Source organism: Paenibacillus albiflavus (assembly GCF_004344915.1).
Lineage (GTDB): Bacteria > Bacillota > Bacilli > Paenibacillales > NBRC-103111 > Paenibacillus_AM > Paenibacillus_AM albiflavus.
Map to the genome: position 1 here is coordinate 115,694 of NZ_SKFG01000013.1, position 26,435 is coordinate 142,128.

Annotated in this window: 28 protein-coding genes and 1 pseudogene; 24 read left to right on the top strand and 5 right to left on the bottom strand. The window is 41.5% G+C overall.

Annotation, left to right across the window (positions count from 1 at the left end):
• Positions 1 to 14 precede the first annotated feature (14 nt).
• Both E0485_RS14355 and ku read right to left on the bottom strand, forming a co-directional pair.
• Positions 15 to 914 (bottom strand): ATP-dependent DNA ligase, encoded by a 900-nt coding sequence (locus E0485_RS14355; protein ID WP_132418748.1) that lies wholly within the window; start codon positions 912 to 914, stop codon positions 15 to 17.
• 1 nt (position 915) lies between these two features.
• Positions 916 to 1,788, bottom strand: a complete 873-nt coding sequence (gene ku, locus E0485_RS14360) for a non-homologous end joining protein Ku (RefSeq protein WP_132418749.1) — start codon at positions 1,786 to 1,788, stop codon at positions 916 to 918.
• 157 nt (positions 1,789 to 1,945) lie between these two features.
• Here ku and E0485_RS14365 point away from each other — a divergent pair, with 157 nt between their 5' ends.
• The 6 genes from E0485_RS14365 to tsaD are packed head-to-tail and all read left to right on the top strand — an operon-like array spanning position 1,946 to position 6,148.
• On the top strand, positions 1,946 to 2,158 hold the full coding sequence (locus E0485_RS14365; RefSeq protein WP_132418750.1) for a hypothetical protein: 213 nt from the start codon (positions 1,946 to 1,948) through the stop codon (positions 2,156 to 2,158).
• Between the two features lie 59 nt (positions 2,159 to 2,217).
• Positions 2,218 to 3,261 carry a thiamine-phosphate kinase gene (gene thiL, locus E0485_RS14370; RefSeq protein WP_132418751.1) on the top strand — a complete coding sequence of 348 codons (1,044 nt, stop codon included), beginning with the start codon at positions 2,218 to 2,220 and terminating at the stop codon, positions 3,259 to 3,261.
• 6 nt (positions 3,262 to 3,267) lie between these two features.
• On the top strand, positions 3,268 to 3,750 hold the full coding sequence (gene tsaE / locus E0485_RS14375) for a tRNA (adenosine(37)-N6)-threonylcarbamoyltransferase complex ATPase subunit type 1 TsaE (protein WP_235857578.1): 483 nt from the start codon (positions 3,268 to 3,270) through the stop codon (positions 3,748 to 3,750).
• Positions 3,750 to 4,598: a tRNA (adenosine(37)-N6)-threonylcarbamoyltransferase complex dimerization subunit type 1 TsaB gene (gene tsaB, locus E0485_RS14380; RefSeq protein ID WP_165921185.1), complete on the top strand. Its 849-nt coding sequence runs from the start codon at positions 3,750 to 3,752 to the stop codon at positions 4,596 to 4,598. The genes tsaE and tsaB overlap by 1 nt, the downstream gene beginning before the upstream one ends.
• An 11-nt stretch (positions 4,599 to 4,609) precedes the next feature.
• Positions 4,610 to 5,113, top strand: a complete 504-nt coding sequence (gene rimI / locus E0485_RS14385; protein ID WP_132418753.1) for a ribosomal protein S18-alanine N-acetyltransferase — start codon at positions 4,610 to 4,612, stop codon at positions 5,111 to 5,113.
• A gap of 12 nt (positions 5,114 to 5,125) precedes the next feature.
• On the top strand, positions 5,126 to 6,148 hold the full coding sequence (gene tsaD, locus E0485_RS14390; protein WP_132418754.1) for a tRNA (adenosine(37)-N6)-threonylcarbamoyltransferase complex transferase subunit TsaD: 1,023 nt from the start codon (positions 5,126 to 5,128) through the stop codon (positions 6,146 to 6,148).
• 431 nt (positions 6,149 to 6,579) lie between these two features.
• On the opposite strand, the gene E0485_RS14395 is transcribed toward tsaD, so the two are convergent.
• Together E0485_RS14395 and E0485_RS14400 are read right to left on the bottom strand one after the other, a co-directional pair.
• Positions 6,580 to 7,746, bottom strand: a complete 1,167-nt coding sequence (locus E0485_RS14395; protein WP_165921186.1) for a copper amine oxidase N-terminal domain-containing protein — start codon at positions 7,744 to 7,746, stop codon at positions 6,580 to 6,582.
• 84 nt (positions 7,747 to 7,830) lie between these two features.
• Positions 7,831 to 9,288 (bottom strand): spore germination protein, encoded by a 1,458-nt coding sequence (locus tag E0485_RS14400; protein WP_132418756.1) that lies wholly within the window; start codon positions 9,286 to 9,288, stop codon positions 7,831 to 7,833.
• Positions 9,289 to 9,466: 178 nt separating this feature from the next.
• On the opposite strand from E0485_RS14400, the gene comX reads away from it, so the two are divergent.
• Together comX and E0485_RS14410 are read left to right on the top strand one after the other, a co-directional pair.
• On the top strand, positions 9,467 to 9,637 hold the full coding sequence (comX, locus tag E0485_RS14405; protein WP_235857582.1) for a competence pheromone ComX: 171 nt from the start codon (positions 9,467 to 9,469) through the stop codon (positions 9,635 to 9,637).
• A 16-nt stretch (positions 9,638 to 9,653) separates the two neighbouring features.
• A complete protein-coding gene (locus tag E0485_RS14410) occupies positions 9,654 to 11,984 on the top strand; it encodes an ATP-binding protein (protein WP_132418757.1) in 2,331 nt (776 codons plus the stop codon).
• A gap of 56 nt (positions 11,985 to 12,040) precedes the next feature.
• On the opposite strand, the gene E0485_RS14415 is transcribed toward E0485_RS14410, so the two are convergent.
• The gene (locus E0485_RS14415; RefSeq protein ID WP_132418758.1) at positions 12,041 to 13,984 is read right to left on the bottom strand and encodes an ABC transporter ATP-binding protein; all 1,944 of its coding nucleotides are present in this window, start codon (positions 13,982 to 13,984) and stop codon (positions 12,041 to 12,043) included.
• A gap of 146 nt (positions 13,985 to 14,130) precedes the next feature.
• Here E0485_RS14415 and E0485_RS14420 point away from each other — a divergent pair, with 146 nt between their 5' ends.
• The 16 genes and pseudogenes from E0485_RS14420 to E0485_RS14490 all read left to right on the top strand — a co-directional run.
• Entirely contained in the window at positions 14,131 to 14,745 is a 615-nt protein-coding gene (locus E0485_RS14420; RefSeq protein ID WP_165921187.1) for a 5-formyltetrahydrofolate cyclo-ligase, read from the top strand.
• 21 nt (positions 14,746 to 14,766) lie between these two features.
• Positions 14,767 to 15,252 (top strand): cyclic pyranopterin monophosphate synthase MoaC, encoded by a 486-nt coding sequence (moaC, locus tag E0485_RS14425; protein WP_132418760.1) that lies wholly within the window; start codon positions 14,767 to 14,769, stop codon positions 15,250 to 15,252.
• A gap of 42 nt (positions 15,253 to 15,294) precedes the next feature.
• A complete protein-coding gene (locus tag E0485_RS14430) occupies positions 15,295 to 15,795 on the top strand; it encodes a MogA/MoaB family molybdenum cofactor biosynthesis protein (RefSeq protein WP_132418761.1) in 501 nt (166 codons plus the stop codon).
• Entirely contained in the window at positions 15,785 to 16,789 is a 1,005-nt protein-coding gene (locus E0485_RS14435) for a molybdopterin-binding protein (RefSeq protein ID WP_132418762.1), read from the top strand. The genes E0485_RS14430 and E0485_RS14435 overlap by 11 nt, the downstream gene beginning before the upstream one ends.
• Positions 16,790 to 16,838: 49 nt before the next feature.
• Positions 16,839 to 17,093, top strand: a complete 255-nt coding sequence (locus tag E0485_RS14440; RefSeq protein WP_207910989.1) for a twin-arginine translocase TatA/TatE family subunit — start codon at positions 16,839 to 16,841, stop codon at positions 17,091 to 17,093.
• A 65-nt stretch (positions 17,094 to 17,158) separates the two neighbouring features.
• On the top strand, positions 17,159 to 17,923 hold the full coding sequence (tatC, locus tag E0485_RS14445) for a twin-arginine translocase subunit TatC (protein ID WP_132418764.1): 765 nt from the start codon (positions 17,159 to 17,161) through the stop codon (positions 17,921 to 17,923).
• Between the two features lie 287 nt (positions 17,924 to 18,210).
• Complete coding sequence (groES, locus tag E0485_RS14450; RefSeq protein WP_132418765.1) at positions 18,211 to 18,492, top strand: co-chaperone GroES; 282 nt, start codon at positions 18,211 to 18,213, stop codon at positions 18,490 to 18,492.
• A gap of 129 nt (positions 18,493 to 18,621) precedes the next feature.
• A complete protein-coding gene (gene groL / locus E0485_RS14455) occupies positions 18,622 to 20,253 on the top strand; it encodes a chaperonin GroEL (protein ID WP_132418766.1) in 1,632 nt (543 codons plus the stop codon).
• A gap of 161 nt (positions 20,254 to 20,414) precedes the next feature.
• A complete protein-coding gene (locus E0485_RS14460; protein WP_132418767.1) occupies positions 20,415 to 21,326 on the top strand; it encodes a tyrosine-type recombinase/integrase in 912 nt (303 codons plus the stop codon).
• A complete protein-coding gene (locus tag E0485_RS14465; protein ID WP_132418768.1) occupies positions 21,327 to 21,584 on the top strand; it encodes a hypothetical protein in 258 nt (85 codons plus the stop codon).
• Positions 21,585 to 21,599: 15 nt separating this feature from the next.
• Positions 21,600 to 21,749 (top strand): annotated as a pseudogene (locus tag E0485_RS14470) (integrase); the annotation flags it as partial.
• Between the two features lie 176 nt (positions 21,750 to 21,925).
• Positions 21,926 to 24,166, top strand: coding sequence for an S-layer homology domain-containing protein (locus tag E0485_RS14475; RefSeq protein ID WP_132418769.1), 2,241 nt, complete (start codon positions 21,926 to 21,928; stop codon positions 24,164 to 24,166).
• A 666-nt stretch (positions 24,167 to 24,832) separates the two neighbouring features.
• Positions 24,833 to 24,985 carry a hypothetical protein gene (locus E0485_RS25120; protein ID WP_165921188.1) on the top strand — a complete coding sequence of 51 codons (153 nt, stop codon included), beginning with the start codon at positions 24,833 to 24,835 and terminating at the stop codon, positions 24,983 to 24,985.
• Between the two features lie 34 nt (positions 24,986 to 25,019).
• Positions 25,020 to 25,229 carry a hypothetical protein gene (locus tag E0485_RS14480; protein ID WP_132418770.1) on the top strand — a complete coding sequence of 70 codons (210 nt, stop codon included), beginning with the start codon at positions 25,020 to 25,022 and terminating at the stop codon, positions 25,227 to 25,229.
• A gap of 34 nt (positions 25,230 to 25,263) precedes the next feature.
• Positions 25,264 to 25,962: a hypothetical protein gene (locus E0485_RS14485; protein ID WP_132418771.1), complete on the top strand. Its 699-nt coding sequence runs from the start codon at positions 25,264 to 25,266 to the stop codon at positions 25,960 to 25,962.
• 185 nt (positions 25,963 to 26,147) lie between these two features.
• Positions 26,148 to 26,435 (top strand): hypothetical protein (locus tag E0485_RS14490; protein WP_132418772.1); only part of this gene is annotated, 288 nt, incomplete at its 3' end.

Here is a 26,435-nt window from a genome sequence, read left to right on the forward strand (position 1 = left end):
TACGCTTCACACCTTTACCATACGATTTGAACAATTTTGGGATGTCTAAGTACCCCGCTAGCTGTAATTTCGAGACCTGTGACATGGCAAGCGATATACGGGTAGAAAGTGATGAGTTGCTCTTGCGTAGTCATTTCAGGTGGCGAAGCCCAGGGCAATTGATCAGTTTGATGCGAAGACGCATACTGCATGAGTTTCTGCCGCTGTGCTTCAGATAAGCCTAGGGACACACGTCCAAAATAATCGCCGTCAAGTTCCATAACGAGCGAGGCTACTTTGCCATTTCGAATAATGAGACCAACGATTTGCACAAGGCGATTAATCGCGATTTTTTTCTTAAACCAATCGGAATGCTGCTTGCCTTCGCGGTAAGGTGATGACAGTCGCTTCGAGATAACCCCTTCCCAGCTATGCGCCAGGACCCAATTCCAGAGTGCTTGTCCATTCGCGACTAAATCTGTAACGAATAGATGGGGTGTACGGGTTGGAAATTGATCAAGCAGCATGGCATGTCTTGTTTCATAAGGTAATGCCCGAATATCCTTATCATCCACATAAAGTAGATCAAATAAGACATAGCATAAATGATAACGTACCTGCTCAGTTCTTCGTCCAATTCCACTTGATCTCTCTCTCTGCAATACCTTCTGAAAATTAGGCTTCTGCTCTACCGTATCGAACATAATTATTTCTCCATCCAGCATGATGCGCCTAGGTAGCTTAGCTAACATCTGGGCGATTTCGGGATATACCGAATTCTTAAGCAGCATTCGCTTGGAATAAAGATCTACTTGTCCATCCTCAAGTGTTGCGATTGTACGTACACCATCCCATTTGAGCTGATATCCCCAATCGTTACCCTCCATCAGTTCAGGCTTTGCAATTGGGGACATAGGTTTATTCGGCAGCTTCATTCTAGGAAACCGTATCCTTCGCTTTGGCAGGACGACCGCGTTTGCGCTTAGGAGCGGCTGCTGATGCACTTGGAATACTAGGTTCTGTTGGAATCATCATTGCAGGTGGTTTGGTTGTTTCTAAACTTGCTTGTAGGGCGGACATCAGGTCGATGATATTCGATTCAGGTGCTTGTGGTGCTGTCTTGATTTCTTGACCATGAATTTTTTGCTGTATGGCATCCTGTAAGGCTTGACGATACGAATCTTGATATTTACCGGGTTCAAAAGGCGTTGATAACTGTTCAATTAGCATTTTGGCCATCGTCAGTTCTTTGTCATTTACGACATTCTGCTCAGGTAAATTGGGAACTTGCGCAATAGGTCTAATTTCATCGGGATAAAAGATAGTTTCCATCGACAAGCAATTATCGATAACTCTTATTGCCGCAAGTGAGCTCTTGGACCGGATAGACACATTGGCTATTCCGATCTTACCTGTTTGCTTCATGGCTTCGAGAAGTAAGCTGTAGGCGCTTGTGCCTGTATCGGCAGGTGACAAGTAATACGTCTTTTGAAAATAAATCGGATCAATATCGGCTAGTTGAACAAAATCAAGAATTTTAATTTCTTTGGTGACCTCACCAGATAATGTCTCCAGCTCATCTTTGGTAAAAGTAACGAAGCGACCTGGCTCATACTCATAGCCGCGACTTGTTTCAGACCACTCTGTTTCACGATCACAGGTGGGACATTTGCGTACATAAGCAAGTGGTGTATTGCATACCTCATGTAAATACCGCATGGAAATGTCTTTGCTTTCTGTTGCCGCAAACATTCGGACAGGCACATGTACGAGCCCGAATGAGATGGCTCCTTTCCACATCGTATGCATAGGTCTTCCCCTTTCTATATTCAGTAATAAATGCAGACATAAATAGGAGTAGTATTCCTGAATGGAGGCTTTGCTATGAGCTTGGGAATGAAGCTGACTATCTATGGAGAACATGAGGAGGAAAAATCTATAACCATTAATATTGGAGGGAACAGGTATGGAAGAGAAAAATCAAGCTGTTCGTGAAGCGGGCTTATTTAATGGATTGTCAGACTCTGTTAATGAAGGACGAGATAAATACGATGTAGATATTGATCGAATGGTTAATGAGGGGCTTGGCGGCGGTAATGTAACTCAGCAGAATGGATTGATTGAAGCCTCAACAACCGATACAATTATTGAAGGGGAAAATTTGGGCGAAGAATCATAAATGAATTGTTCTGTTTGCTACAATTCCTATAGGAAGGCTATAATATATGAAAGCATGTGATGGACTTGAAGGATGAATTTGCGCTGATTGATCTGCTGACTTGCGGCGGGCAATCAACCCATTGGCAGCGAGAACGCGGTGTTGGCGTTGGAATAGGCGATGATGCGGCTGTAGCGGGCATCTCACCTGGCTGCTCGCTAGTTATGGCATGCGATACGATGACCCAGCATGTGCATTTTGCGAGCTGGTCCATGCGCGACGAGGACATCGGATTTAAGGCGATGGCCTCGAATATTAGCGATATGGCCGCTATGGGAGCGGTACCGCGTTATGCGCTGATCGCTTTATCGGTGCCGAAGGGAACCGATGAAGCGAGATTGCAGCGCATTTATGCAGGTATGTACGAGTGTGCGAGTGCATACGAGGTTGCGATTGTAGGCGGTGACACGACCGCCTCGATATCAGGGATCGTGATCACGGTCACGATCCTGGGTGAAGTCGAAGCAGGCCGCGCCCTGCTTCGCTCCCATGCAAAGACGGGCGACGCCGTCTTTGTGACAGGCGCCCTCGGCGGATCCGCCGCAGGGCTTGCGCTGCTAGAGCATGCACAGCGCAGCGGAGCTGCCGCCGAGGCAGCGATACAAGCGCCGCTGCTGCAGGCGCTTGCTCTTGCGCACCAGCGGCCTGCGCCGCAGGTTGCCGCTGGGCGGCTGCTCTTGCGCACGGGGCTCGGCCGTGCGCTCAATGACATCTCCGATGGCATCGCCAGTGAAGCCGCGGAGATCGCGGAAGCGTCCCGCGTGGGGCTTGCCATCGAAGAAGCGCGCCTGCCGCGCCCGGCGGGGCTGGACGCGGCAGCGCAGCTGCTTGATACGCCGCCGCTGGAGTGGATGCTATACGGCGGCGAGGATTATCAGCTCCTTGGCACCGTAGCCAAGGAGCATGTGCATGAGCTTGAGGCTGCATTCGAAGAGCATGGCCTCAAGCTGTATGTCATCGGTTATGCGACCGATGACTTTAGCGGTGTCCGTCTGCTGCGCGCAGACGGCACTGTGGAGCCCCTAGCTAAGAGGGGCTATAATCATTTTGCGACAAAGGATTGATTCGGCTTGAAGCCTATTTATACCTATATATCAGAGAATGAACAAGCGACTGAACGATTAGCGAGGTTCATTGCTGAAGCGGCAGTTCCTGGAACTGTGATCACGCTGGATGGTGATCTTGGTGCAGGTAAGACCAGATTCTCGCAAGGATTTGCGCGAGGTATCGGTGTGCAAGGGCTCGTGAATTCGCCCACTTTTACGATTATCAAAGAATATGAAGGAGCTAGGCTTCCTTTTTATCATATGGATGTTTATCGCATTGGTCTGGAAGATGCAGACGACTTGGGACTTGATGAATACTTCTATGGAAATGGCGTGACGCTGATCGAATGGTCGACTCAGATCGAAGAGATTCTCCCAAGCAATCGTCTTGAAATCGTCATTAACCGAACGGGTGATGAACAGACGGAGCGGACTTTTACAATAATCCCGCACGGTGAGCCGTATCTCACATGGTGTCATTCGTTAGAGGGGAACAGGTGGAACTAATGGAAGCAAACAACGAGACAATTAAACCAGAATATATACTTGGAATCGATACATCGACGTCCAATATGACCATTGCGCTGCTCAAGAATGGCAAGGTTGTACAAGAGCATGATACAGAAGCGGTCCGCAATCATTCCGTTCAGCTGCTGCCGAATATTCAATCGCTGCTTAAGGATGCCGAGATAAAGCCGAAGGATCTATCGCTCTTAGCAGTTGGACAAGGCCCAGGTTCCTATACAGGTGTGAGAATCGGTGTAACGACTGCCAAAACATTCGCATGGTCACTCGGAGTTCCGCTTATTGGGGTGTCGTCCCTTCACGCGATGGCACGAAGCGGCTTACGACAATATGCAGAGGTAAATCGTTGTGACATAAAAGCAGGCAAGCAGGCTCGTTATCTTATTCCATTGATGGATGCTAGAAGGAATCAAGTATTTACGGCAGTATACAGGCACGGTAATGTAGATGGTGAGGGAGCAGGATGGGACTGCTTAAAGCAGGATGGCATTCGGTTAATGCCGAAGCTGCTTGAAGAGGTGGCTGAACTGCTAGCTGGACAATCAAGCCAGAAAGATGCGATGGAGCAGCCATTAGAAGTTATTTTTGTAGGAGAAACCGAATTATTTGCCGAACAGATTAATAGATTCGAAGAAGAGTTCGGAAATGCCAAGTTCAAGGTGGCGATATTTCCTTCTAGCATTAGAGGTGCGGAAATTGGCTATCTTGCGAATGAACGCTGGCATGAATCTGATGCTAAGACGGATGACGTATTCGATTTCGTGCCGAATTATGCACGGCTTACAGAAGCAGAGGCTAATTTACTGAAAGCTAAACAAGAAACCAAGTAAGGTGGAGAACGATGGAACAGCAATCACCCAAGATGGTATCTTCAGATGGCAATCGATCCTTGGAGTTTCGTCTGATGACCATAGAAGATATACCTCATATTGTAAATATTGAGCGCGAATCGTTCACGACACCTTGGTCAGCTACAGCATTTATGAATGAATTGACGAACAATCATTTTGCGAAATATATGGTTATGGAATGCGATAATGAGATTGCTGGTTATGGCGGTATGTGGATCATTATGGATGAGGCGCATGTCACGAATATTGCCATTACAGGAAAGTTTCGCGGAAAAAAGCTTGGCACAAGACTTCTTAGCGAAATGCAGCGCACGGCTGCATTCCTTGGAGCCATTCGAATGACGCTTGAGGTGCGCAAGTCGAATGATATTGCCCAGAACTTATATAAGAAGCTAGGCTTTAGCATTGTGGGGGTTAGACCGAAGTACTACACGGATAATAACGAAGATGCCCTGATCATGTGGGCGGATTTGCCGAAGTATACAGATGATTGAGAGATGGTTAAAATGACAGAAACGAATATAACCTATATCATGGCAATTGAAACTAGCTGTGATGAGACAGCAGTCGCCATTATAGAGAATGGACGTATCATACGTTCGAATGTCGTGTCCTCGCAGATTGATACGCATCGTCTCTATGGAGGCGTCGTGCCTGAAATTGCTTCACGTAAGCATGTGGAATCCATAACATGGATTATACAGCAGGCGCTTGATGAAGCAGGCATTACTACCGATGATTTATCCGCAATTGCCGTTACACAAGGGCCAGGGCTTGTTGGCTCGCTGCTCGTCGGCGTTATGGCAGCCAAAACTTTGGCGCTTGCTCTTGATTTGCCATTGATCGGCGTTCATCATATTGCAGGACATATCTATGCGAATCAGCTAGAACAAGAACTGCTGTATCCCTCAATTGCTTTAGTCGTATCGGGCGGTCATACGGAGCTTGTTCGTTTAACGGAGCCGGGCAGCTTCGAGATTATAGGGCAGACACGGGATGATGCAGCGGGTGAAGCATACGATAAAGTTGGTCGCGCGCTTCATTTGCCTTATCCAGGCGGTCCGCATATCGATCGCCTTGCTCATGAAGCGGAGCATGAAGTAACGATGCCTCGTGCATGGTTGGAGCCAGATTCGTATGATTTCTCCTTCTCTGGTCTCAAATCCGCTGTGCTCAATACGTTGAACCAAGCACAGATGAAGGGCGAAACGATTGACCCTGCGGCAATCGCTAAGGGATTTCAGGAGTCCGTTATCGACGTCCTCGTGACCAAAGCAGCGCGCGCCGTCCAGGAATTCGGCGCAAGTCAATTGCTGCTCGCTGGTGGTGTAGCGGCCAATCGCGGCTTGCGCACGCGGCTTGCCGAAGTCTGCTCGCAGCTAGGCGTTCCGCTCATCGTTCCACCGCTGAGCTTATGTACAGACAACGCGGCGATGATCGGTGCCGCCGCTCAATTGAAATGGGACAAGCAAGAATTCGTGTCCCTTGATTTCAAGGCTGACCCGATGCTGCCGCTTGAAACTTGGTAATGATCTAATTTAATTGTATGCCATCTCTTTGCTGAAGAGATGGCATTTTTGATTTTTTAGAGATGCTTTGCCTGTTCAAATATACACAGGCATATGTGTATTAAGTTATCCACAGGGTATGTGGATGATGTGTATAAGTAGCTTAAAGTCAATTACAGCGCAACTTTTGGAGGTGTCCATTTTTGGGATAAGAACTGAGTAACTTTTTCACTAATTTTTGTGGATAATGGGGATAAAACTGTTATCAATTAAGAAAATTGGCGAAATAACAGTATTTTAGGCGTGATTTGTATGTGGATAACCATGTGTAAAAGTGTATTTTGTGAATAATTAAATGATAAAAATAAAAGTTATTCACAATTGTCTGTATATTTTGCGAAATTAATAACACCCCATCCTTGTTAATAAGAATGGGGTGTGTATATTTTGCATTATTTGAGCTTCAATAATTCTTCTGCTGTTTGCTTCTCAAGTTCTGTTTTGGAGCTCGATTTATTTTTAAGAAGTGCATTCCATTGTTCCTTAGTTGAATCATGATTACGGACATTCAACAATAAATAAGACTTATATTTCTCGCGCTGCTTGTCTGAGGCGTTCAAATAACTGTTAAAGAGCGATTCAACATAAGTAGAAGGCATCGATCTCCCAATCGACTGATAAGATACGGCAGCATTGCTGAAAACTTTGTCAGAAGATTCTACAGCAAGCTCCTCCTCAAGTATTTTTAATGACTTGCTTGTTGGGAATTTATAAAGATAGAAAGAAATAGCGTCTCGAACTTGTTCATTGGAGCTATTCTTCATGATTTTCGCTAATTGTTCCATTACGGGATCGGCCGGCAATGCTGTGATTAGATCTGTCATGGATGTTCCGTAAGCAGCAGGGCTTGCAGGATCTACCGCTTTTTCGATTAAGCAGTTTAGGTCGTTAAGCATATATTTGGCAATAAAGTCTAGCACAGCGGCTCTTTCTAGTTCAAAGGAATCGAGCAATGCTCCTGCTAGCTGCTTTTTATCAATGAGCAGGAGATATTCCAGACTTTCCTTCTGCTCGCCCTGTAAATCCTTCAAATCGATACCTTTAAGTTTCTGGATTGTGGCACGAACAACGCTATTTAATTTGCTTAGATCCGAATATGTAATGGTTCCTGAATTGATGAGCACCGTTCGAGTCGTTGCGTCATAAATGACTTTGTTGCCAAGTGCTTCGGCAACTGCACGTGCAGGAATAAACACTCGATCATTCACTAATTTCGGTGATACGTCAAGATCAGCGAATTTATGATTATTTTTATAAATAGTCCTGCTGCCAACAGTCAATTCGACATTTATATCTTTATAGATGACCGAGACACTCTGCTTGTCTTTATTCCATATAATATGTTCCTGATCATCAGGCACACCGAGTGCGACTAATAGATCACGCAAGGGTGTTAATGTTCGTCCATCTTCAATAAATGGCTCGGCATATTGAAATGCAAGCGCTTTGTCGCCCACCTTCATACTGATTTCTGCAGCAAAAGTGGTAGTTGGCATTACAAGCGACAATGATAGCGATAAAGCTAGTGTTAGAGTAAATGCTACGTTCTTTTTCGTCATGTTCATTCCTCCATTACTAGTACGAATTCATACTTAAATAGTAATCGATTGGGAGGACGAAAGGCAAACCATTTGGCAAGAAATTTACTCTCTTGTCGGATCCTGCGGATGCAGAAATGCGGGTCTTTTATCCTTGGCAGGAACAGGGTTGCGAACTAGAACATCCAGTAAAGCTCGTCCATTAAAAGGAATGAGCGGCCATAGATACGGAGTCCCGATTGAACGAGACATAAGCAGGACAATAAACCATGCGATACTGCCAATGATGAAGCCCCAGATATGCAGCCATGCAGTTAGAAGCAATAGCGATAATCGAACAAGTCTTGTTGCAAGTCCGAATTCGTAGCTAGGAGTAGCAAAGGTTCCAATTGCCGCAATTGCAAAATAGAGAATTACGTTACTGCTAAGCAGACCAACATGGATAGCTAGGTCTCCAATCATTAATGCTGCAACCAGCCCAAGAGTTGATGCCAGAGAGGTAGGTGTATGAATGGATGCCATCCGTATGACATCAATCCCAATCTCGACAAGAATCAGTTGAATGATGATCGGGATCACTCCAGTATCTTTGGGAAAAATGAACTCAAATTGCTGCCAGTTTGAAGGTAACAGCCAAGGATCTAATATCAACATAAACCAAATTGGAAGCAGGAAAACCGAGGCTAGCATTGCGGTAAAACGGATCCACCGTAAATAAGCACCAACAACGGGTTTTTGTCGATATTCCTCAGCGTGCTGCACATGGTGAAATAAGGTTGTCGGTGCAATGATGACACTTGGAGATGTATCGGTGAAGATCAGAATATGACCTTCAAGCAAATGAATAGCTGCAACATCGGGTCGTTCTGTATAGCGAATGAGGGGGAATGGATTCCAATTGTGCTTGAAAACAAATTCTTCAATTGTTTTGTCAGCCATCGGTACACCGTCTACATCAATACTTTGCAGACGCTTCCTAACTTTATCAATTAGCTTGGGGTCCGCAATATCTTCAATATAGGAAATGACGACATCCGTTTTGGACCTTCTACCAACTTGCATGTACTCCATTCGAAGATTAGGATCACGTAGTCTCCTTCGAGTTAGTGCCGTATTGAATACCAATGTTTCTGTATATCCATCTCGAGCACCACGAACCACACGTTCAGTATCCGGCTCAGCAGGACCTCGTGCAGGATAAGTTCGAGCATCAATGATGAGTGCAGTATCCGAATTTTCCATCAGAAGAACAGCAGGTCCAGACAATACAGAAGCAATGATCTGTTCCACATCCGTAGCGGGATCTACCTCAAGATAACCGATAAATTTGTGCAGCAGCTTATGTACGGTATCTGTTGTCAGCTCATCTTCCTGCAGTCTTGATAAATTAACGGTAATCAAATTCATGATGTCATCTTTTGCAAAGCCATCGACAAAGAAAAGGGCAAATTTCTTTCCGCCATATTCTAATTCTCGATGAATCACGTCGAAGCTTTTATCGACGCCTAATGCCTGTTTGATATAAGCAATATTTTGGGACAGGTCCGATGTTAGTTGGTTCATTGTGAATATACCCTCCAGCCTGTAATCGAAAAAATAACGCAATATTTACTAATTATTCCCAAAATAATGAAAGTTAAAGCTGTACTGAAATAATTTTGTCAAATTTGAGAATTTCGTGATATATTAAAGGAGGAAGGTAAATTATTCTAATAATTTTTGAGAGGTATGGTGATTGATAATGTTGAAACAGATGGTTGCTTACTTACAGAACAATTTGGAAGTCGTATCACTTGTTAGAAATGGACAGGCTTCTTTAGTTGGCGTAACACCGGTTCAGCAGAAGGCAATTATTGAAGTTGTTGGAGTAAAAGAAGGTACAGAGGTTCAACCAAAGACAATCTGGTGGTAATGGAGGCACGACCTAGATGTCACGAACTAGGATTTATAGCACCACTTTCATCCTAATAGCGGCGATCTTGGTCGCAATATCATTTATTTATGTGCAGCTCAATACCATCTATATCGGGGTTGATGTTCAGAAGAATCAGGATAATCAATGGTATATAAGCTATGTTGACCATCAGGGTTGGGCTGCATATAAAGGAATTAAAGATGGTGACTTGTTATTATCAATCGATGGGCAGAATCCAGAGCTGCATCCGTCTTTAAAATATAACTCTATCGAACAAGCACATCAAATTAGTATTTTACGAAATGAGAGTCATCTTCTTTTTTCTGTTACGGATGATATCAACTCACAATACTCGTTTGATAAATCGAGAAGTTCAATTTTGTTTTTTGCTATTCTTTATTGCTTCTCTCTGTTTCTTTTTGTGAAGGAGAAGAAGGATAGCTCAGCACAAATATTGATCTTATTTTTTATGGTCACTGCCCTAACTTATTTGGGGAGTATACCTTCAGGGATGAGGGTACATTATGCTCAGGCATTTGTGCTAGTTAGTCTCCCACTCGTTCCAACTGTTTTTTTGCATTTTTTGTATAATTATTTTAACAAGTACAAGATTAAAGTGCTTAATCCCAGAATGTTATATATACAATATGGGATAAATGCACTTTTATTCGTGTGTGGAATTCTAACGATTTATACCGATATTGGGTACAAATTAAATACACTATTAGTCGCTAAGGTGTCTTTATTGCTATTCATTATTGGTTGCATTTATATGATTTTTATATTAGCAATCAGATATTTTCAGTTTAGGAAAACAATCTATAATCCTATTTTTAAATATATGATTATAGGTAACTCACTTTCTTTTTTTCCTTTTATATTTTTATTTGCATTACCGCGTATCATTTTCAATGAAGCTTTTACTTCTACTTATATTGCAACGATCGCCTTATTTTTATTTCCGATAGTCTATGTATATTTAATCGTTTCCAAGAAACTTCTTGATATCGATTTTATTATAGATCGTTTGAAATACTTCTGTTTACTCGCAATCATACCTTCAATCGTTATACTATTATGTGTTGGCTTCCTCTATGATATTCAAAGATTTTCTTTGGCACATTGGATTTTGTCATTCTCCATTATCTATGTTGTGATCGTCATTCTCTTGTATGTGAAGGAAAGAATAGAATATCCACTACATAACACACCTTTTAAGAAGAAAATGAATTTCCAGCTAAGCTTAAATGATTTCTCGCAACAAATCACGAAGCTGAATAAACAATCAGACTTGGAAGAATTGATTATTCACGAGGTTATTAAGATGCTGCCCATACAGTCGGCGGCAATACTTGAAATGGATCATGATCAGCAATGCATCGAGATTAAAAAAGAAAGTGAGTTCTTACAGCCCGATGTCAGGTTCTGGGATATTACCAAACAAAAAAATCGAACATATATCATTGGTGAAATGTTCGAACTCAATCTTGGGATGTGTATATTAATTGGGAAGAAGCAGAGATTTCAGTATTTACTATGGATTGATAATAAGCAGAACCGAATGAATTACAATCCAGATGAAATTGTGTGGTTAAGGACACTTGCCAATTACATCGGAATTGTCTATGAGAACTTAGACATGCTAGCAGGAATCATTTCGCAATTTGAGCTTCGTGAGGGTAGTGAATCGCCTTCATGGGTATCTAGACTTGTTTTCCGCTTATCTGAAAATGAGAGACGTCGGCTTGCTTCCGATTTACATGATGCAGCGCTGCAAGACCAGCTGTTATGGTATCGTAAATACGAGGATATCCTGGATGAAATCAAGATTTCAGATGATATTCATAGACGTATGGAAGAAATCAAAGAAGGTTTGCTTGATGTTATTCATCAAATTAGACAGACATGTAATGAATTGCGACCTTCTTTTCTCAATGAAATGGGCGCAGTAGAGGCGATAGATCAGTTATGTGTCAATGCAACTTTTAATGCGAATTTTACAGTTGAGTTCAATCATAGTCAGTTAGATCTATCGCTGGATGATGAATATGTCCTGATGCTCTATCGGATTACACAGGAATTGCTGCGCAATACGATGAAACATGCATTAGCTACTGAGGTTAAATTGGTTATTGGCAATGATGATCGGGTGATCACTTATGAATATGCGGATAACGGTGTCGGAATGGACTTAAGCCAAAGTAAAGCAACACTAAAAAATATGGGCCTGTCAGGTATTCGCGAGCGAGTCTCAAGTTTGAATGGCGAAACTGAATTTTATTCTTCAGAAGGTCATGGTTTTAGTGTGAAGATTACTTTACCAACTGTACAAGGTGTAGGTTAACAAGAAAAAGCGCGTCTTCCTCAAAGAAGATCGTGCTTTTCCTTTTTTACTATATTCTACATTAACGTTTCCCATTCCGCATAGTACTGCTCAAGTTCAGCCTTCTTGGACTCGATAAGTGTTGTTTTCTCGGCAACAATCTGATAGTTATTGAATATTTCAGGGTTCGTAAGCTCGGTCTCTAATTCTGACACTTCAGACTCAAGCTGTGCGATTTGTGCTTCGATGGCTTCAAGTCTACGCTGACGATTGCGTTCTTCACGCTTGTTTTGTTTATTCGTTTCGAAATCGACTCGTTTCTCGTCTGCAGGAGTGATCGTTTGATTGGACTGCTTGCGTTCCAGCTCTTGCTGCTTCTGCGCTTCAATGTCAGCTAACTCTGCCTTTTTCTCCAAATAATCATCATAGTTTCCAAGATAATCAGTAATTCCGTCTGGTGTCATCTCCATGATGTGTTCAGCCATTTTGTTTAGGAAGTAACGGTCATGTGAAATGAAGAGCAGGGTGCCTTCATAATCCATAAGTGCGGATTCCAGCACTTCCTTGGAGTAGAGATCCAGATGGTTCGTCGGCTCATCGAGAATAAGGACATTCGCTTTTTGCAGCATAAGCTTGGCTAATGAGACACGTGCTTTTTCGCCACCGCTTAGAGCACTAATCTTCTTAAAGACATCTTCGCCTGTGAATAAGAAATTACCTAATACCGTACGAATTCGTACCTCCTCTAGATGGGGGAAAGCACTCCACACTTCCTCTAGAACACTATTGTTTGGTGTTAGATGCGTCTGCATTTGATCATAATAGCCGATGCGGACATTCGTGCCCCAGTCGATGATTCCTTGATCGGGCTCATGATTGCCGATTAATGTGCGAAGCAAGGTTGTTTTGCCGATCCCGTTAGGTCCAAGCAATGCGGCTGTTTCTCCACGCTTAAGTACCAAGGAGATGTCCTCAGCTAATGTTTTGCGATCGATTCCTTGTCCAACAGATAAGCCAACTCTACGTACATTCAGTACATCACGTCCAGAGGTTTGCTCGACTTCGAATGAGAACGATGCCCGTTTTAGGCTGCCTAGGGGCTTGTCGATACGATCCATTTTCTCCAACGTTCTACGCCTGCTTTGAGCACGTTTGGTTGTAGAAGCTCGTACTAGATTACGCTGCACAAAATCCTCTAGCTTTGCAATTTCATCCTGCTGCATTTCAAATTGTTTCATTTGGATTTCGTAATCTGCAGCTTTAAGTTCAATGAAGCGTGAATAATTGCCTGTGTAGCGCCTGGAAGTTGTGCGTTCAATCTCATAAATCGCTGTAACAAGAGAATCCAGGAAGTATCGGTCATGGGATACGACAAGAATGGACCCTGGATAGGATCGTAAGTAGCTCTCAAGCCATGTTAACGTTGCGATGTCCAGATGATTCGTAGGCTCATCGAGAATTAAGAGGTCTGGCTCTTCAAGCAGCATTTTGGCAAGGGCTAATCGTGTTTTCTGTCCGCCACTGAGTGTCCCGATCACCGTATCGGGTGGCATGGTGCCAAACCCCATGCCGTGAAGAATTCCACGGATTTTGGCTTCAAACTCATAACCGCCATGCTTGCGGAACCATTCGGTTTTGGCATCATACTTCTCTAGAATCAGCGTATACTGCTTCTCATTGGCATGTATAACAGGATCTGCGATTTGCGCTTCTAGCTCTCGAAGCTCTTTCTCTGCTTCAATAAGCGCAGTAAATACAGATAACATTTCCTCACGAATTGTGCGATTCGTTGCTAAGCCGGAATTTTGTCGAAGATAGCCGACTTTCGTTTCCTTTGATTTGAAGATTTCTCCCGAATCATAGGATATTTCCCCGGCAATAATTTGGAGGAGGGTGGATTTGCCTGCGCCATTCACGCCGACCAATCCAATTCGTTCCCGTTCTTCAATTTGCAGGCTTATATTGGATAATATGGTGGTAACACCATAGCTTTTGGATATTCCACTTACTTGCAATAACATAATGCTGTAAGCCTCCTATAATATATATGATATTAGTTTACAGGAAATTAGACAAAATCAAAAGAGAAGCTTGAGAAGTTGGGGCCAATATGTACAATATGATACAATAGATCCAATACATCTTTAAATGGAGAATGAAGCTTATAATGAACATGTATCAACGTAAAATAGAGATGCGAGAGCAAATTGAACTGAAGCGCAGCAGTCTGAATCAAGAAGAGAGACAGGCTCGTGAAGAGCAGATCGTTAATCAATTGATTGGCTTATGCAAGGAGCATTTCAAGAGTTCCAGTGATGGATGCCTAATGACGTATATGCCGTTTCGTACTGAGGTAGATATTGCTCCAGTTATGGAATGGTGCTGGTCACGGGGGATACGTGTGGTTGCGCCTAGAACTGTTAAGCAAACTAGACAAATGATCCTTCATGAAGTAACCTCCTATAATGATTTCTCTTCAGGAGGATGGGGGATTCGTGAACCCATCACGTCATTGCCTGTTCTGACAGATCTATCTACGATCCGCATGATTCTTGTGCCGGGTTTGGCATTTGATACGAAAATGGCTAGACTTGGTTATGGCGGTGGATATTATGATCGTTTCTTCAAGCTATTCGCTGAACAAGGTATAGCACAACCTTTGTTAGTAGCGGCTTCATTCGATCTGCAGGTCGTGCCTGAAGTGCCTGTTTCATGGAATGATGTTAATATGGATATTCTGGTAACGGAATCGTTGCAACTAAAGGCAAGTCATATACAATAGAAGAGTGGAGGTGCATCAATCATGGAAGCTGGATTTACACATATGAACGAGCAGGGTAGAGCGCGAATGGTTGATGTGTCAGATAAAGAAATTACGAAGCGTGAAGCGACTGCTAGAACAACAGTTACGATGAAGAGTGAGACACTTCGGAAGATTAAGCAGGGACAGATGAATAAAGGTGATGTACTCGCTATTGCTCAGATTGCTGGCGTAATGGCGGCCAAGAAGACATCGGACTGGATTCCCCTGTGCCATCCACTCCCACTGACAGGAATTAATATCGTTTTTAATGACAATGGTCATGATGAACTATACATAGAAGCAACAGTACGAACAACCGGCAAGACTGGTGTCGAGATGGAGGCGCTGACGGCGGTGTCTGCTGCCGCATTAACAGTCTACGATATGTGTAAAGCTATCGAGAAGGAGATTATTATTGGCCCAACGATGTTAATTCACAAAAGTGGAGGGAAAAGCGGAGATTTTCACAAAATAGATACTATTTAGACGCTAAAAGTTTGTTACATTAGAATGGGGAGGCTGAAATCGATGCGCTGGAAGGTTGCGATCTTGACAGTTAGTGATCGTGGTTCTCGGGGTGAACGAGAAGATACGAGTGCACAAGTGATTCGAGAACTTGTTGAAGAAGAATTAATGGGTGACATTATTGAATATCGTATCGTACCTGACGAAACAGACGAGATTATGGCTGCACTCATTGAAATGAGCGATTATTTTGAAGCGGATATGATTATTACGACAGGCGGAACTGGACTTGGACCACGCGATGTAACACCTGAAGCTACACTAGCTGTTATTGAGCGGGATGTTCCGGGTATGGCGGAAGCGATGCGTATGAGAACGATGGAAAAATCGCCTAGATCCATATTATCCCGTGCTGTCGTGGGCATTCGTGGACGCACTTTGATTGTGAACCTGCCAGGATCGCCTAAAGGTGTAATGGAGAACCTAGCAGCCATTATGGATGTAATCCCACATGCGCTCCAAATTCTGACTGGTGCAGTTACGGAGCATAACGATGAAGGTTAATTCCATGCTTAGAGAAGTGCGAACCGAAGATGCAATTGGAATGATCTTATCCCATGACCTTACTCAGATTATTCCTGGTGAGTTCAAAGGAAGGCTGTTTAAGAAAGGTCATGTTATTCGGCAAGAGGATATTCCTGCTCTCTTGTCCATTGGCAAGGAACATATTTATGTTATGGACCTGCAGGATGGCTATATCCATGAGGATGAAGCAGCAGAGCGAATGGCGCATGCGATTGCTGGAGATCGAGTGAAGCTGACTCAGCCTCATGAGGGCAAGGTCATGTTAAAATCGACAATCCACGGTCTGGCGAAAATAAATAAGCGATTCGTAGATGAAGCGAATAGCTTGGAGCATATCGTCATCTCTACGATTAAGACGAATAGTGTCGTGAAGCAAGATCAATCACTTATCGGAACTCGCGTTATTCCGCTTCTTATCGAGGAAGCTCAGGTTGCCAAGGTTGAGCACATCGCTCGTCGATATGCAGAATTAGGGGAGGACTTAGTTACCGTTAAGCCATTCCTTCCTCTGCGTGTTGGCTTGATAACTACGGGAAGTGAAGTTTTCAAGGGTAGGATTACAGATAAATTTGGACCTATCGTGAAAGCGAAGGTTGTGGATCTAGGATCAGAGGTCGTAGAGCAAATTGTGACCGATGATGATAGTGATCAGATAATTGGGGCTATTCGGCATTATGAGACACTTGGGGTTGATTTGATTTTAGTTACGGGTGGAATGTCTGTCGATCCAGATGATCGTACACCAGGGGCGATCCGTAAGTCAGGTGCTCGAATTGTCTCCTATGGCACGCCTATGCTGCCAGGTTCAATGCTTATGATAGGCTATTTAGGCCAAATTCCGATTATGGGCTTGCCTGGATGCGTGATGCATGATGCTTATACATCCTTTGATGTATTTTTGCCTCGCATATGCGCTGGGGAAGAGATTGTGAGAAGAGACGTGGTTGAGCTAGGATATGGTGGATTAATGTAGCTGTGAAATAAATAGGACAGATGGAAGTGGAGGAAGGTGATCGTAAATCATGGGAATTGGTTTGTCGGAATATTTGATCATTGCTCTCGTAATGCTAATTTTGTTTGGTCCAAATAAGCTTCCAGAACTAGGTCGTGCTTTTGGTAAAATGCTGCATGAATTTAAGAAGGGTACACGCGGAATTATGGATGATGATACAAGTACTGGTGTAAAGGAGCAGCCTGTATCTGAACCTGCCACTCAGTCTACTGTTGTGACACCTCAGGAGAAGAAGCCGGTTGATTCTAGACGATTACCTGATTAAATCAATTTCATAACTGATTTAAAAGATTCATATTTGGAAATGCAAAGGAAGTAGGTATTATCTTCATGGAATTAGATCAAAAAGTAGATCTTGTCGAACACTTACGAGAATTACGTCGACGTGTGATGTGGATCGTAGCAGTTCTTGTCCTTGGAATGGCAGGAGGAATTGCAGTCGCTAAACCAGTTATCTTGTTCATGCAGAACCTTCCGCCAGCTAATGGCATGAAGTGGCATGCCTTCTCACCGTGGGACAATTTACGTTTATATATGAGTTTTGCTTTTGTAATCGGGTTTCTCGTTACATTGCCTGTATTGTTGTATCATATATGGGCTTTTGTTAGTCCTGGATTGCGGGAAAGGGAGCGTAAATCGACGCTGCTCTATTTGCCTTTTGCCGTGCTCCTCTATTTAAGTGGTCTAGCATTTGGACTATTCGTCGTATTTCCACTTGCGTTTCATTTTTCGACCTCACTAGGCGACAGCTTAAATATTGAAGAGACATTTGGTGCAGCGCAATATTTTTCATTTATGTTTAATATCATCATCCCATTGTCTATCATTTTTGAATTGCCTGTGGTCGTGATGTTCTTAACGAAATTAAGGATTTTGAATCCAGCTAGACTCTCCAAGCTGCGCCGTATTGCTTATATGGTGCTCGTCGTATTGGCTGCGATTATTACACCACCAGATGCGATATCCATGATTTTGGTCTTTTTACCGATGATTTTACTTTATGAATTCTCCGTTTATATATCGAGGTTCATTTATCGCAAACAATTGATCATGGATCAAGAGAGAGAACGGGCATTTGAAGCTGAAGGGATGTAACAAGAAGAAACGGTTTCATCGTCTATAAGGACGGATGCGTTTAAGACCGAGAGCGATGTTTTCCTAAAAAATGGACATGCTTTCGGTTTTTCTTTCATAACTTCTTATCAAAATACTTGCAAAAGTCATCAGAAATCAGTATCATAAAAAGTGTTGTTAGCACTATATACCTTCGAGTGCTAATATATAAGAAACAGCTATGTCTGTCCTAATTGGACGAGAAGGCTAGACTTCAGGTTATAACCAATCAAACCATAAAACCATTTATTTAAAGGAGGCTATTTTCCATGATCAGACCGTTAGGTGATCGCGTAGTCATTGAAGCCATTGCTAAAGAGGAGACGACTGCAAGCGGAATCGTATTGCCAGATACAGCGAAAGAAAAGCCACAAGAAGGCAAAGTTGTTGCTGTAGGCAGCGGAACGTTGAAAGACGGAGAACGTCTTCCATTAGAAGTTAAAGAAGGCGACCGCATTATTTTCTCAAAATATGCAGGTACTGAAGTGAAATACGAAGGACGCGAGCTACTAATTATGCGCGAAAGCGATATTCTCGCGGTTTTAGCCTAATATACGCAAGCTTGGATTCAATTACATAAGTCTGCTTAGGTGCGCTGATGGATTGAAACAAGATTCACATGAATTATTATGATATCCGAAGAGTGTGATTCGGGTACAAATTTGAGGAGGTTCTTGACGATGGCAAAGGAAATTAAATTTAGCGAAGATGCACGCCGTGCAATGCTTCGTGGTGTAGATGCTCTAGCAAATGCGGTTAAAGTAACTTTGGGACCAAAAGGACGCAACGTCGTTCTTGAGAAAAAATTCGGAAGCCCGCTAATCACTAACGATGGTGTTACGATCGCAAAAGAAATCGAACTTGAAGATGCATTCGAGAACATGGGTGCACAACTAGTTAAAGAAGTAGCAACTAAAACAAACGATGTAGCTGGTGACGGTACGACTACAGCAACTGTTCTTGCTCAAGCGATGATTCGTGAAGGTCTTAAGAACGTAACTGCGGGTGCTAACCCAATGGTTGTTCGCAAAGGGATCGACAAAGCGGTTCGTGCTGCTGTTGAAGAACTACAAAAAATTGCGAAGCCAATCGAAGGCAAGCAATCCATTGCACAAGTTGCGGCAATCTCTGCTGCTGACGAAGAAGTAGGCGAATTGATCGCTGAAGCAATGGAAAAAGTAGGTAAAGACGGCGTTATTACAGTTGAAGAGTCCAAAGGCTTCGCAACTGAGCTTGAAGTTGTAGAAGGTATGCAATTCGACCGTGGATACAACTCACCGTACATGATCACAGATACAGATAAAATGGAAGCTGTCCTTGATAATCCATATATCTTAATCACAGATAAGAAAATCACGAACATCCAAGAAATCCTGCCAGTACTTGAGAAGGTTGTTAATTCCGGCAAACAGCTTCTAATCATCGCTGAAGATGTTGAAGGTGAAGCACAAGCTACTTTAGTTCTGAACAAACTTCGTGGAACATTCACTTGCGTAGCGGTTAAAGCTCCTGGCTTTGGCGACCGACGCAAAGCAATGCTGCAAGATATCGCTGCACTAACTGGTGGTCAAGTGATCACTGAGGAGCTAGGTCTTGAGCTTAAATCCGCAACTGTTGATCAACTTGGTAGCGCGCGTCAAGTTCGCGTTACAAAAGAGAACACAATCATCGTTGATGGCGCTGGCTCCAAGGACGATATCACTGCACGCGTTAACCAAATCCGTACTCAACTGGAAGAAACAACTTCCGAGTTCGATAAAGAGAAATTGCAAGAGCGTCTTGCTAAGCTAGCTGGCGGCGTAGCAGTAGTTAAAGTTGGTGCTGCTACTGAAACTGAGCTTAAAGAGCGTAAACTTCGCATTGAAGACGCATTGAACGCTACTCGCGCGGCTGTAGAAGAAGGTATCGTATCTGGTGGTGGTACAGCACTAGTGAACGTATACGCAGCAGTTGCAGCTGTTAAAACAATTACAGGAGATGAGCAAACTGGCGTGAACATCGTTCTTCGCGCACTTGAAGAGCCAGTTCGCATTATCGCAGCAAACGCAGGTCAAGAAGGATCTGTTATTGTTGAGCGCTTGAAGAAAGAAGCTGTTGGCATGGGCTACAATGCAGCTTCCAACGAATGGGTGAACATGATCGAAGCAGGTATCGTTGACCCTGCTAAGGTGACTCGTTCCGCACTTCAAAACGCAGCATCCGTTGCAGCTATGTTCTTAACAACTGAAGCTGTAATCGCTGATAAGCCAGAACCAAACAAACCAGCAATGCCTGACATGGGCGGAATGGGTGGAATGGGCGGCATGATGTAAGGACTGACAAGGCTTTTTAGCCTTTCTGTTCTAAACGGTCATACCAAATAGCTCCTTAAAATTGAGGTTGTTTTGAACTTGATTTAAGAAGCAGTCACAGTTATAAATAATAAATTAAGCATTGACCACTTCTTAATAATTCTATTAAGGAGTGGTTTTTTGTGTTGTTAAAGTTTGCATTTAAGGATTTTATTGATGACCGTAAGTTTAAGAATACTACACAGAAGAATGTTAGGAATTATCTAACGCTACTAGGTGAGTTTGTTAACTATTGTACAGATAATGAGATAGTAAATGTTGAGGACATTGCACAGAGTCATGTGAGAGAGTATTTGATGTTTTGTCAGGATAAAGGCAACCAAGCAGGTACAATTAATACTAAGCTGTTGAGAATAAGAGCATTCCTCAATTACATGGTAGAATGTGAGGTCATTAAGAATAATCCAGCTCACAAGGTAAAATTCCAAAAGGCAGATGTAAAGATTGACGTGTTTTCAGATGAACAAATTAATCAGATGCTTAATTTTTATAGACGTGTTAAGCGGAGAGAGAACAGCTATGTTGCTTATCGAGATTACATGATCATTGTTGTGATACTAGGTACTGGTATTAGACGAGGTGAAATCATTGGTTTGAAATGGTCTGATGTCGACTTTGAAAATCAATCGTTATCTGTATTCGGAAAATCAAGAAGAAAAGAATCAATTCCAATGACTATGAAGCTCACTAAAGAATTGAGAGCATATCAAACTTTTTGTAAGCAACGTTGGGGTAGTGTAAATGAGTATGTATTTACTAAGCGTGACTATACCCAGCTGACAGAAAACTCGTTGATGCTAGTGTTTAAGTATCTTAGACAAAAGATGAACTTTACTAATGTGAGAGTATCACCGCATACGTTTAGACATACGTTTTGTCATAGACTTGCTATGTCAGGCATGAGCGCATTTGCTATTCAAAAGCTTATGAGGCATCAAAATATAACTGTGACAATGAAGTATGTAGCTATGTGGGGTAATGAGCTGCGAGAGCAGAATGATAAGTATAATCCGTTAAACAATTTGGATTTGTAGATGAGTGAAATGATGACTAATGAAATTAACAACAAGACTACACCGCGTCATAATTTACTAGGGGCAATCGATGATCCTTCATATGAAAAGCTTTTCGCCATTGAAAATCCCCATTTAAGGTTTTATACAGAGCATAGCGACACAATAATACTTCCATATGATAGACAAGCTATACAAGCTGATATTGAACGTTTAAGAGTATATAAAGTCTACATGAATATATATAAGAAATATTTAGTTAATAAGCCACTTGCATAGATGCAGGTGGTTTTTTGTTTAATGGCAGGAATGGACGTATTCTTATTGCAAAAGATGTTACGACATAGCCAGATCGCTAATATTCAACGTTATCTTGCTATCTGGGGAACAGCATTGAAAGAACAAAATGAGAAGTACAACCCTCTGAATGATTTGGACATATAAGTAGTAAAAATAATGAATTCTACGTTTCATGATTCAACCCAACTCCTCGATAGATTATTACTAACGCTATCTGAATTCCAAAATTATGAATTTTTTTAATTGAACTAATAATTTGTATTATATATACTATTAATACTGTACTAATTGCCTATATACTGAGGAGGAATTTAACCAATATGAAAATACATATCCTAGCAAAGACGTTGATAGCATCCACTCTGTTATTGAATGTAATGGCTACTCCTATTTTAGCTGAAACTAATGGATTTACTGATATTAAAGGCTCTTATGCAGAGCAAGCGATCAAAAACCTAAAAGATAAAGGCATTCTCTCTGGTCTTTCAGATGGTAGCTTTAATCCGCAAGGTGAACTGACTCGCGCAGAATTTATGATCGTGGTTGTCAAAGCATTGGGACTTAAAGTTGAACCGTCTGCTACTACTCACTTTACAGATGTACCAGATTGGGCTTCTTCATACATTGATGTAGCATTTAAAGCAGGAATTATTTCAGGTATTAACGATACACAGTTCGATGCAAATGGAACCATTACACGCGAAGCAATGGCTTCTATTCTAGTTCGCGCTCTAGTGTTCCAAGGCGTTATCCCTAAAGACGAAGTTGCTACTCTCGACTTTAAAGACGCTGACAGCATTTCCGATTGGGCTAAACCTTTCGTAGCATTGGCACAAAAATATAAACTTATGTCAGGTTCACCAGATGGTTCGTTTCATCCATCAGGCAAAGCTACACGCGAAATGGTAGCTGTAGTAGGTGATAATTTATTGAAACAAGTTGAGTCATATGTTGCACCAGAAACTAAGTCTACTCCATCTCCAACACCAACTCCAAAGCCTACTCCTACCCCTGTACCGACTCCTGTACCTCCAAGTGGTGGAGATAGCGGTGGAAGTTCTGGTGGTGGCTCTACTGGTGGCGGTGGAGAAACCACACCTCCAACTACTAACGTAGCTGTTACAGGTGTCTCATTAGATAAAGAACACTTAGAGCTTAGTGTGAATGGGAAAACAGAAACTTTGGTCGCTACGATCAATCCATCAAATGCAACAAACAAGAATGTAACTTGGTCTTCAAGTGATGAATCTGTTGCAACTGTACTTAATGGTGTTGTAACGCCTGTTAAATTCGGCTTCGCGGAAATCACTGCAACTACGGTAGATGGGAATAAAGCTGCAACTACAAGTGTAACAGTATTAAGAGAAGCGTTAAAGATTCATAACGTTAGTATTGTTTCAACAAACGAAAACAGAAACGTAGCTGAAGTTGGCGATCATGTTATAATTGTATTTGTCACTGATGAACAAGTTGAAATGAACGAATCATTTAAAATAAACGGCAAGACTCCTACCTACTTTAGTTCGAGTCCACACCCTACATTAAAAGGAAAGTGGAATGCCAACGCTGATTTATTAATTACTGAATCAGAAAAAGAAGGTCTTGTTCAATTTCAATTAAGTATAAAAGGCAAAGATAGTGGATTGTACTCTCAGCTTATAACTAAGGTAACTGACAAGACTTTTGTTAAAGTCGTTGGCACACGTCCAAATCCTATCACACCACAAGATTTCGGATATTTTGCAGACCAAAATGCTTACATTGTTGGATTCAAGATTGACCTTGACACTCTGCCATATAAGGATATTAAAAAAATTGAAGTTACTCTATATGATGGCGAAGACATATTGACTAGACGTACAGCTTTTCGTGGTGTGCCTCTTCTTAATGGTGATATAGTTGACCAAATTGCAAATCTTCAATCGGATGATATATTGCATGGTGGCGAAGATGGTCAATTAAGTGTTGCTTTCAAGAAGCGTACTGGTGGCTATTTAATTGATGAATATTGGTGTAGCGTTCTATACTATTTTGAAAAGCCTACGAAAGCTGTAATTACGATCACTGATGTAAATGGTCTAATCTACGAAGCTTCAAATGAGAATTTAATTGGCTCAGCCCCAGAAATTCCAATAGACCCTGAGCTTATAGTAGGTCCTGAAGCAGAAGAATATGTTCAAATACAAGACTTTGACTATTGGGCAGAGCAGAACACTTATAATGTTGGGTTCAAGATCAATATTGATAATCTACCATACAAAAATATTGACATGATTGAAGTTTTCTTAATGAATGGAGCTCAAGTGTTAGCTAGGAATTGTGCATATGATGAACAGATCGGCAAGCTCAAAGATATTGATATAGAATACTCAAATGACCAACAGCCTGATGGACAATTAAGTACGCCATTTTACACGACATCTTATAATAGCGATTTGTGGCTTAGTGAAATTTTTATTCCATCAGTTGTTCCAACTAAAGCAGTAATCAGAATCAAAGATAACTTGAATCGCATTTATGAGGTTGAAATCAATAAACCTACAGGTGTTCCAACACCATAATAAAAATCGAATAGATTGCAGAACAAACAAAAGGCACTCTTCTATTATGGGAAGTGCCCTTTGATTTTTTAAGCTAATCACTATAATCAATATCATAATTGTTCTCTGAGCCTTCTAAGAGGAATCCATAAGCGGAAGTCACAGGTATAGCTTTATTTATCAGCAGAAATATACAATAAGTTCATATATTCTATTGCTCCCATTTTATACTTACTTAAACGCAGACGAGATATACAAGCTGATTTTGATCGTTTAAGAGTATATAAAGTCTAAATGAATATATATAAGAAATATTTAGTTAATAAGCCACTTGCTTTGATGCAGGTGGTTTTTTGTTATTTGACACGATATAGTGCGCAGAATAGACTGAGAGTGGTGAGACATTTTTAGGCTCTTATCGTATAGTGTAAAGCTACCAAGGATTAGAGGTTCTGAGAACATGTTTACAGCTCGTTTAAATAAGTCGATTTTCATCACTTAATTAATAAATGAATAAATATTATAGATATACTTGGATGGTTTGGGTAATGTGCTATGCACTTCCATCGACCGACTATGAGTTAATTTTGAGACGATACGACAATATGAAAATTCCAACATATGGTATAATAGGGTGACATTATCCGTTTATAAAAGAATGATTTTATTTGATAGGGAGAAATGTAAATGGCTAAAGGTGTTTTAATAGAAGGCTTTGTGTTCTCAAAAGATGGGGATATATACGAAAATGAATTTTATAATGTGTTTATTGGTTTAATGGAATCTAAGGATTGGCTTTTTGGTGGTGGAATAAGACAAACAAATGAGGATGAAGAATAGTTATAAGCACGATTTTATTTTAAGGATGATGGATGTGAACAATGAATTTATCTGTGACTGTCCACTATTGAAAATAAGAATAGATGAGGGTGCTTGTTACGATATAAATGCTGTTGTGGAAAAATGGGCTAAAGAAAATATACTGAAAATCATTGAGAAGCAATTTCAAGTTAGAATTGATGTATCGAAAGCCAAAGAAGTTTGTTCAACATGTAAACACTATCCTTTCGATAGGAAAGACTAAATCAATGAGCAATTTTATGTAAGGAGGATACATCTTGGAGTATCTTTTAGGAGGTTACTATTTAGTAAAGCCCAAAAGAAGGGCTGATTATATGGATAAAGATATAATGCCAGATATGGTTCTATCAGCAAGTAACTGTATATGTGATAACTACCCTGACATTGGGGTGTGTTGGGATAAATCGCAATCCAAGAAAAAAGAGTATATGAAGCAGTTAAACTTATGTCAAGACAACTTCATTTGCATGGAGAAGTGGGTTGAACAGGAATTTGATAATAAGGCATTAGGTTTTCCACATGTGTTTACCAATATAAAGAAAGCTAAGGAGTTTTATCATAAGTATCTGAACCAAATTAAAGAAATGAGGTTAATCGGAATTGGATTACCTGCCGAAATGTTAGAGAATCTTAAAAGTGATTTTGGGGAGGAAGGATTCTTTTATGGAGTTGAATATAACATTTCTCAAAATAAGATTCTTGAAATGAATGGTTTTACTCTAGGCTATGAAATATTAGGTTATGAATATGGAGCTTTCCACTCCTACATATGCAATCATTTATTTGAAGAATATAAGCAAAAATTCTCATTCTCCCTAAATCAAAATGGTTTTATTAGAAGCCTTAAAGAAGCTGAACAATTGGCACAATACACTAATGATGAAATAGAGGGTACTGAGCCAGTTCTGTGGCTTCCTTGGGTAGTAGTTGAATATTCATTGGAAGATAGCGACTGAATAAAACATAGGTTTTTATTCAACTAACGGGCAGGTTAGTTAAAGATCATACTCGGTGAATCGTACCACAAGTAACGGCAAGTTTTTTGGAGAATCAAATGTGCTTTATAAGGGAAAATATGGATAGTAATCGAAGTGTTATTTATGCCTTTTTATACGATTCAGAAACCGAAAGGAGAAACGAAATGAGCGAACTAGGCGTTAAAAATAACACGTGTAGAGTGGTCAATAGAGGATTCTCAGCAGTTGGAACAAGGCATGAAGCGAAGTATTCAGAATACCCAACCGTAATTCCGCAATCATTTGACTCTTTAATAAGTCGTATGGAGGAAATCCAAAATCGAACTGGTGAAAAATTGGCTCTATACGAACCAGGTAATTATGCACCCGATAACCTTGGAACCTACTATACAACCGCTCAAGTCACAGAGATTGGTTCTATTCCACAAGGAATGGTAAGCCAGACCACTCCT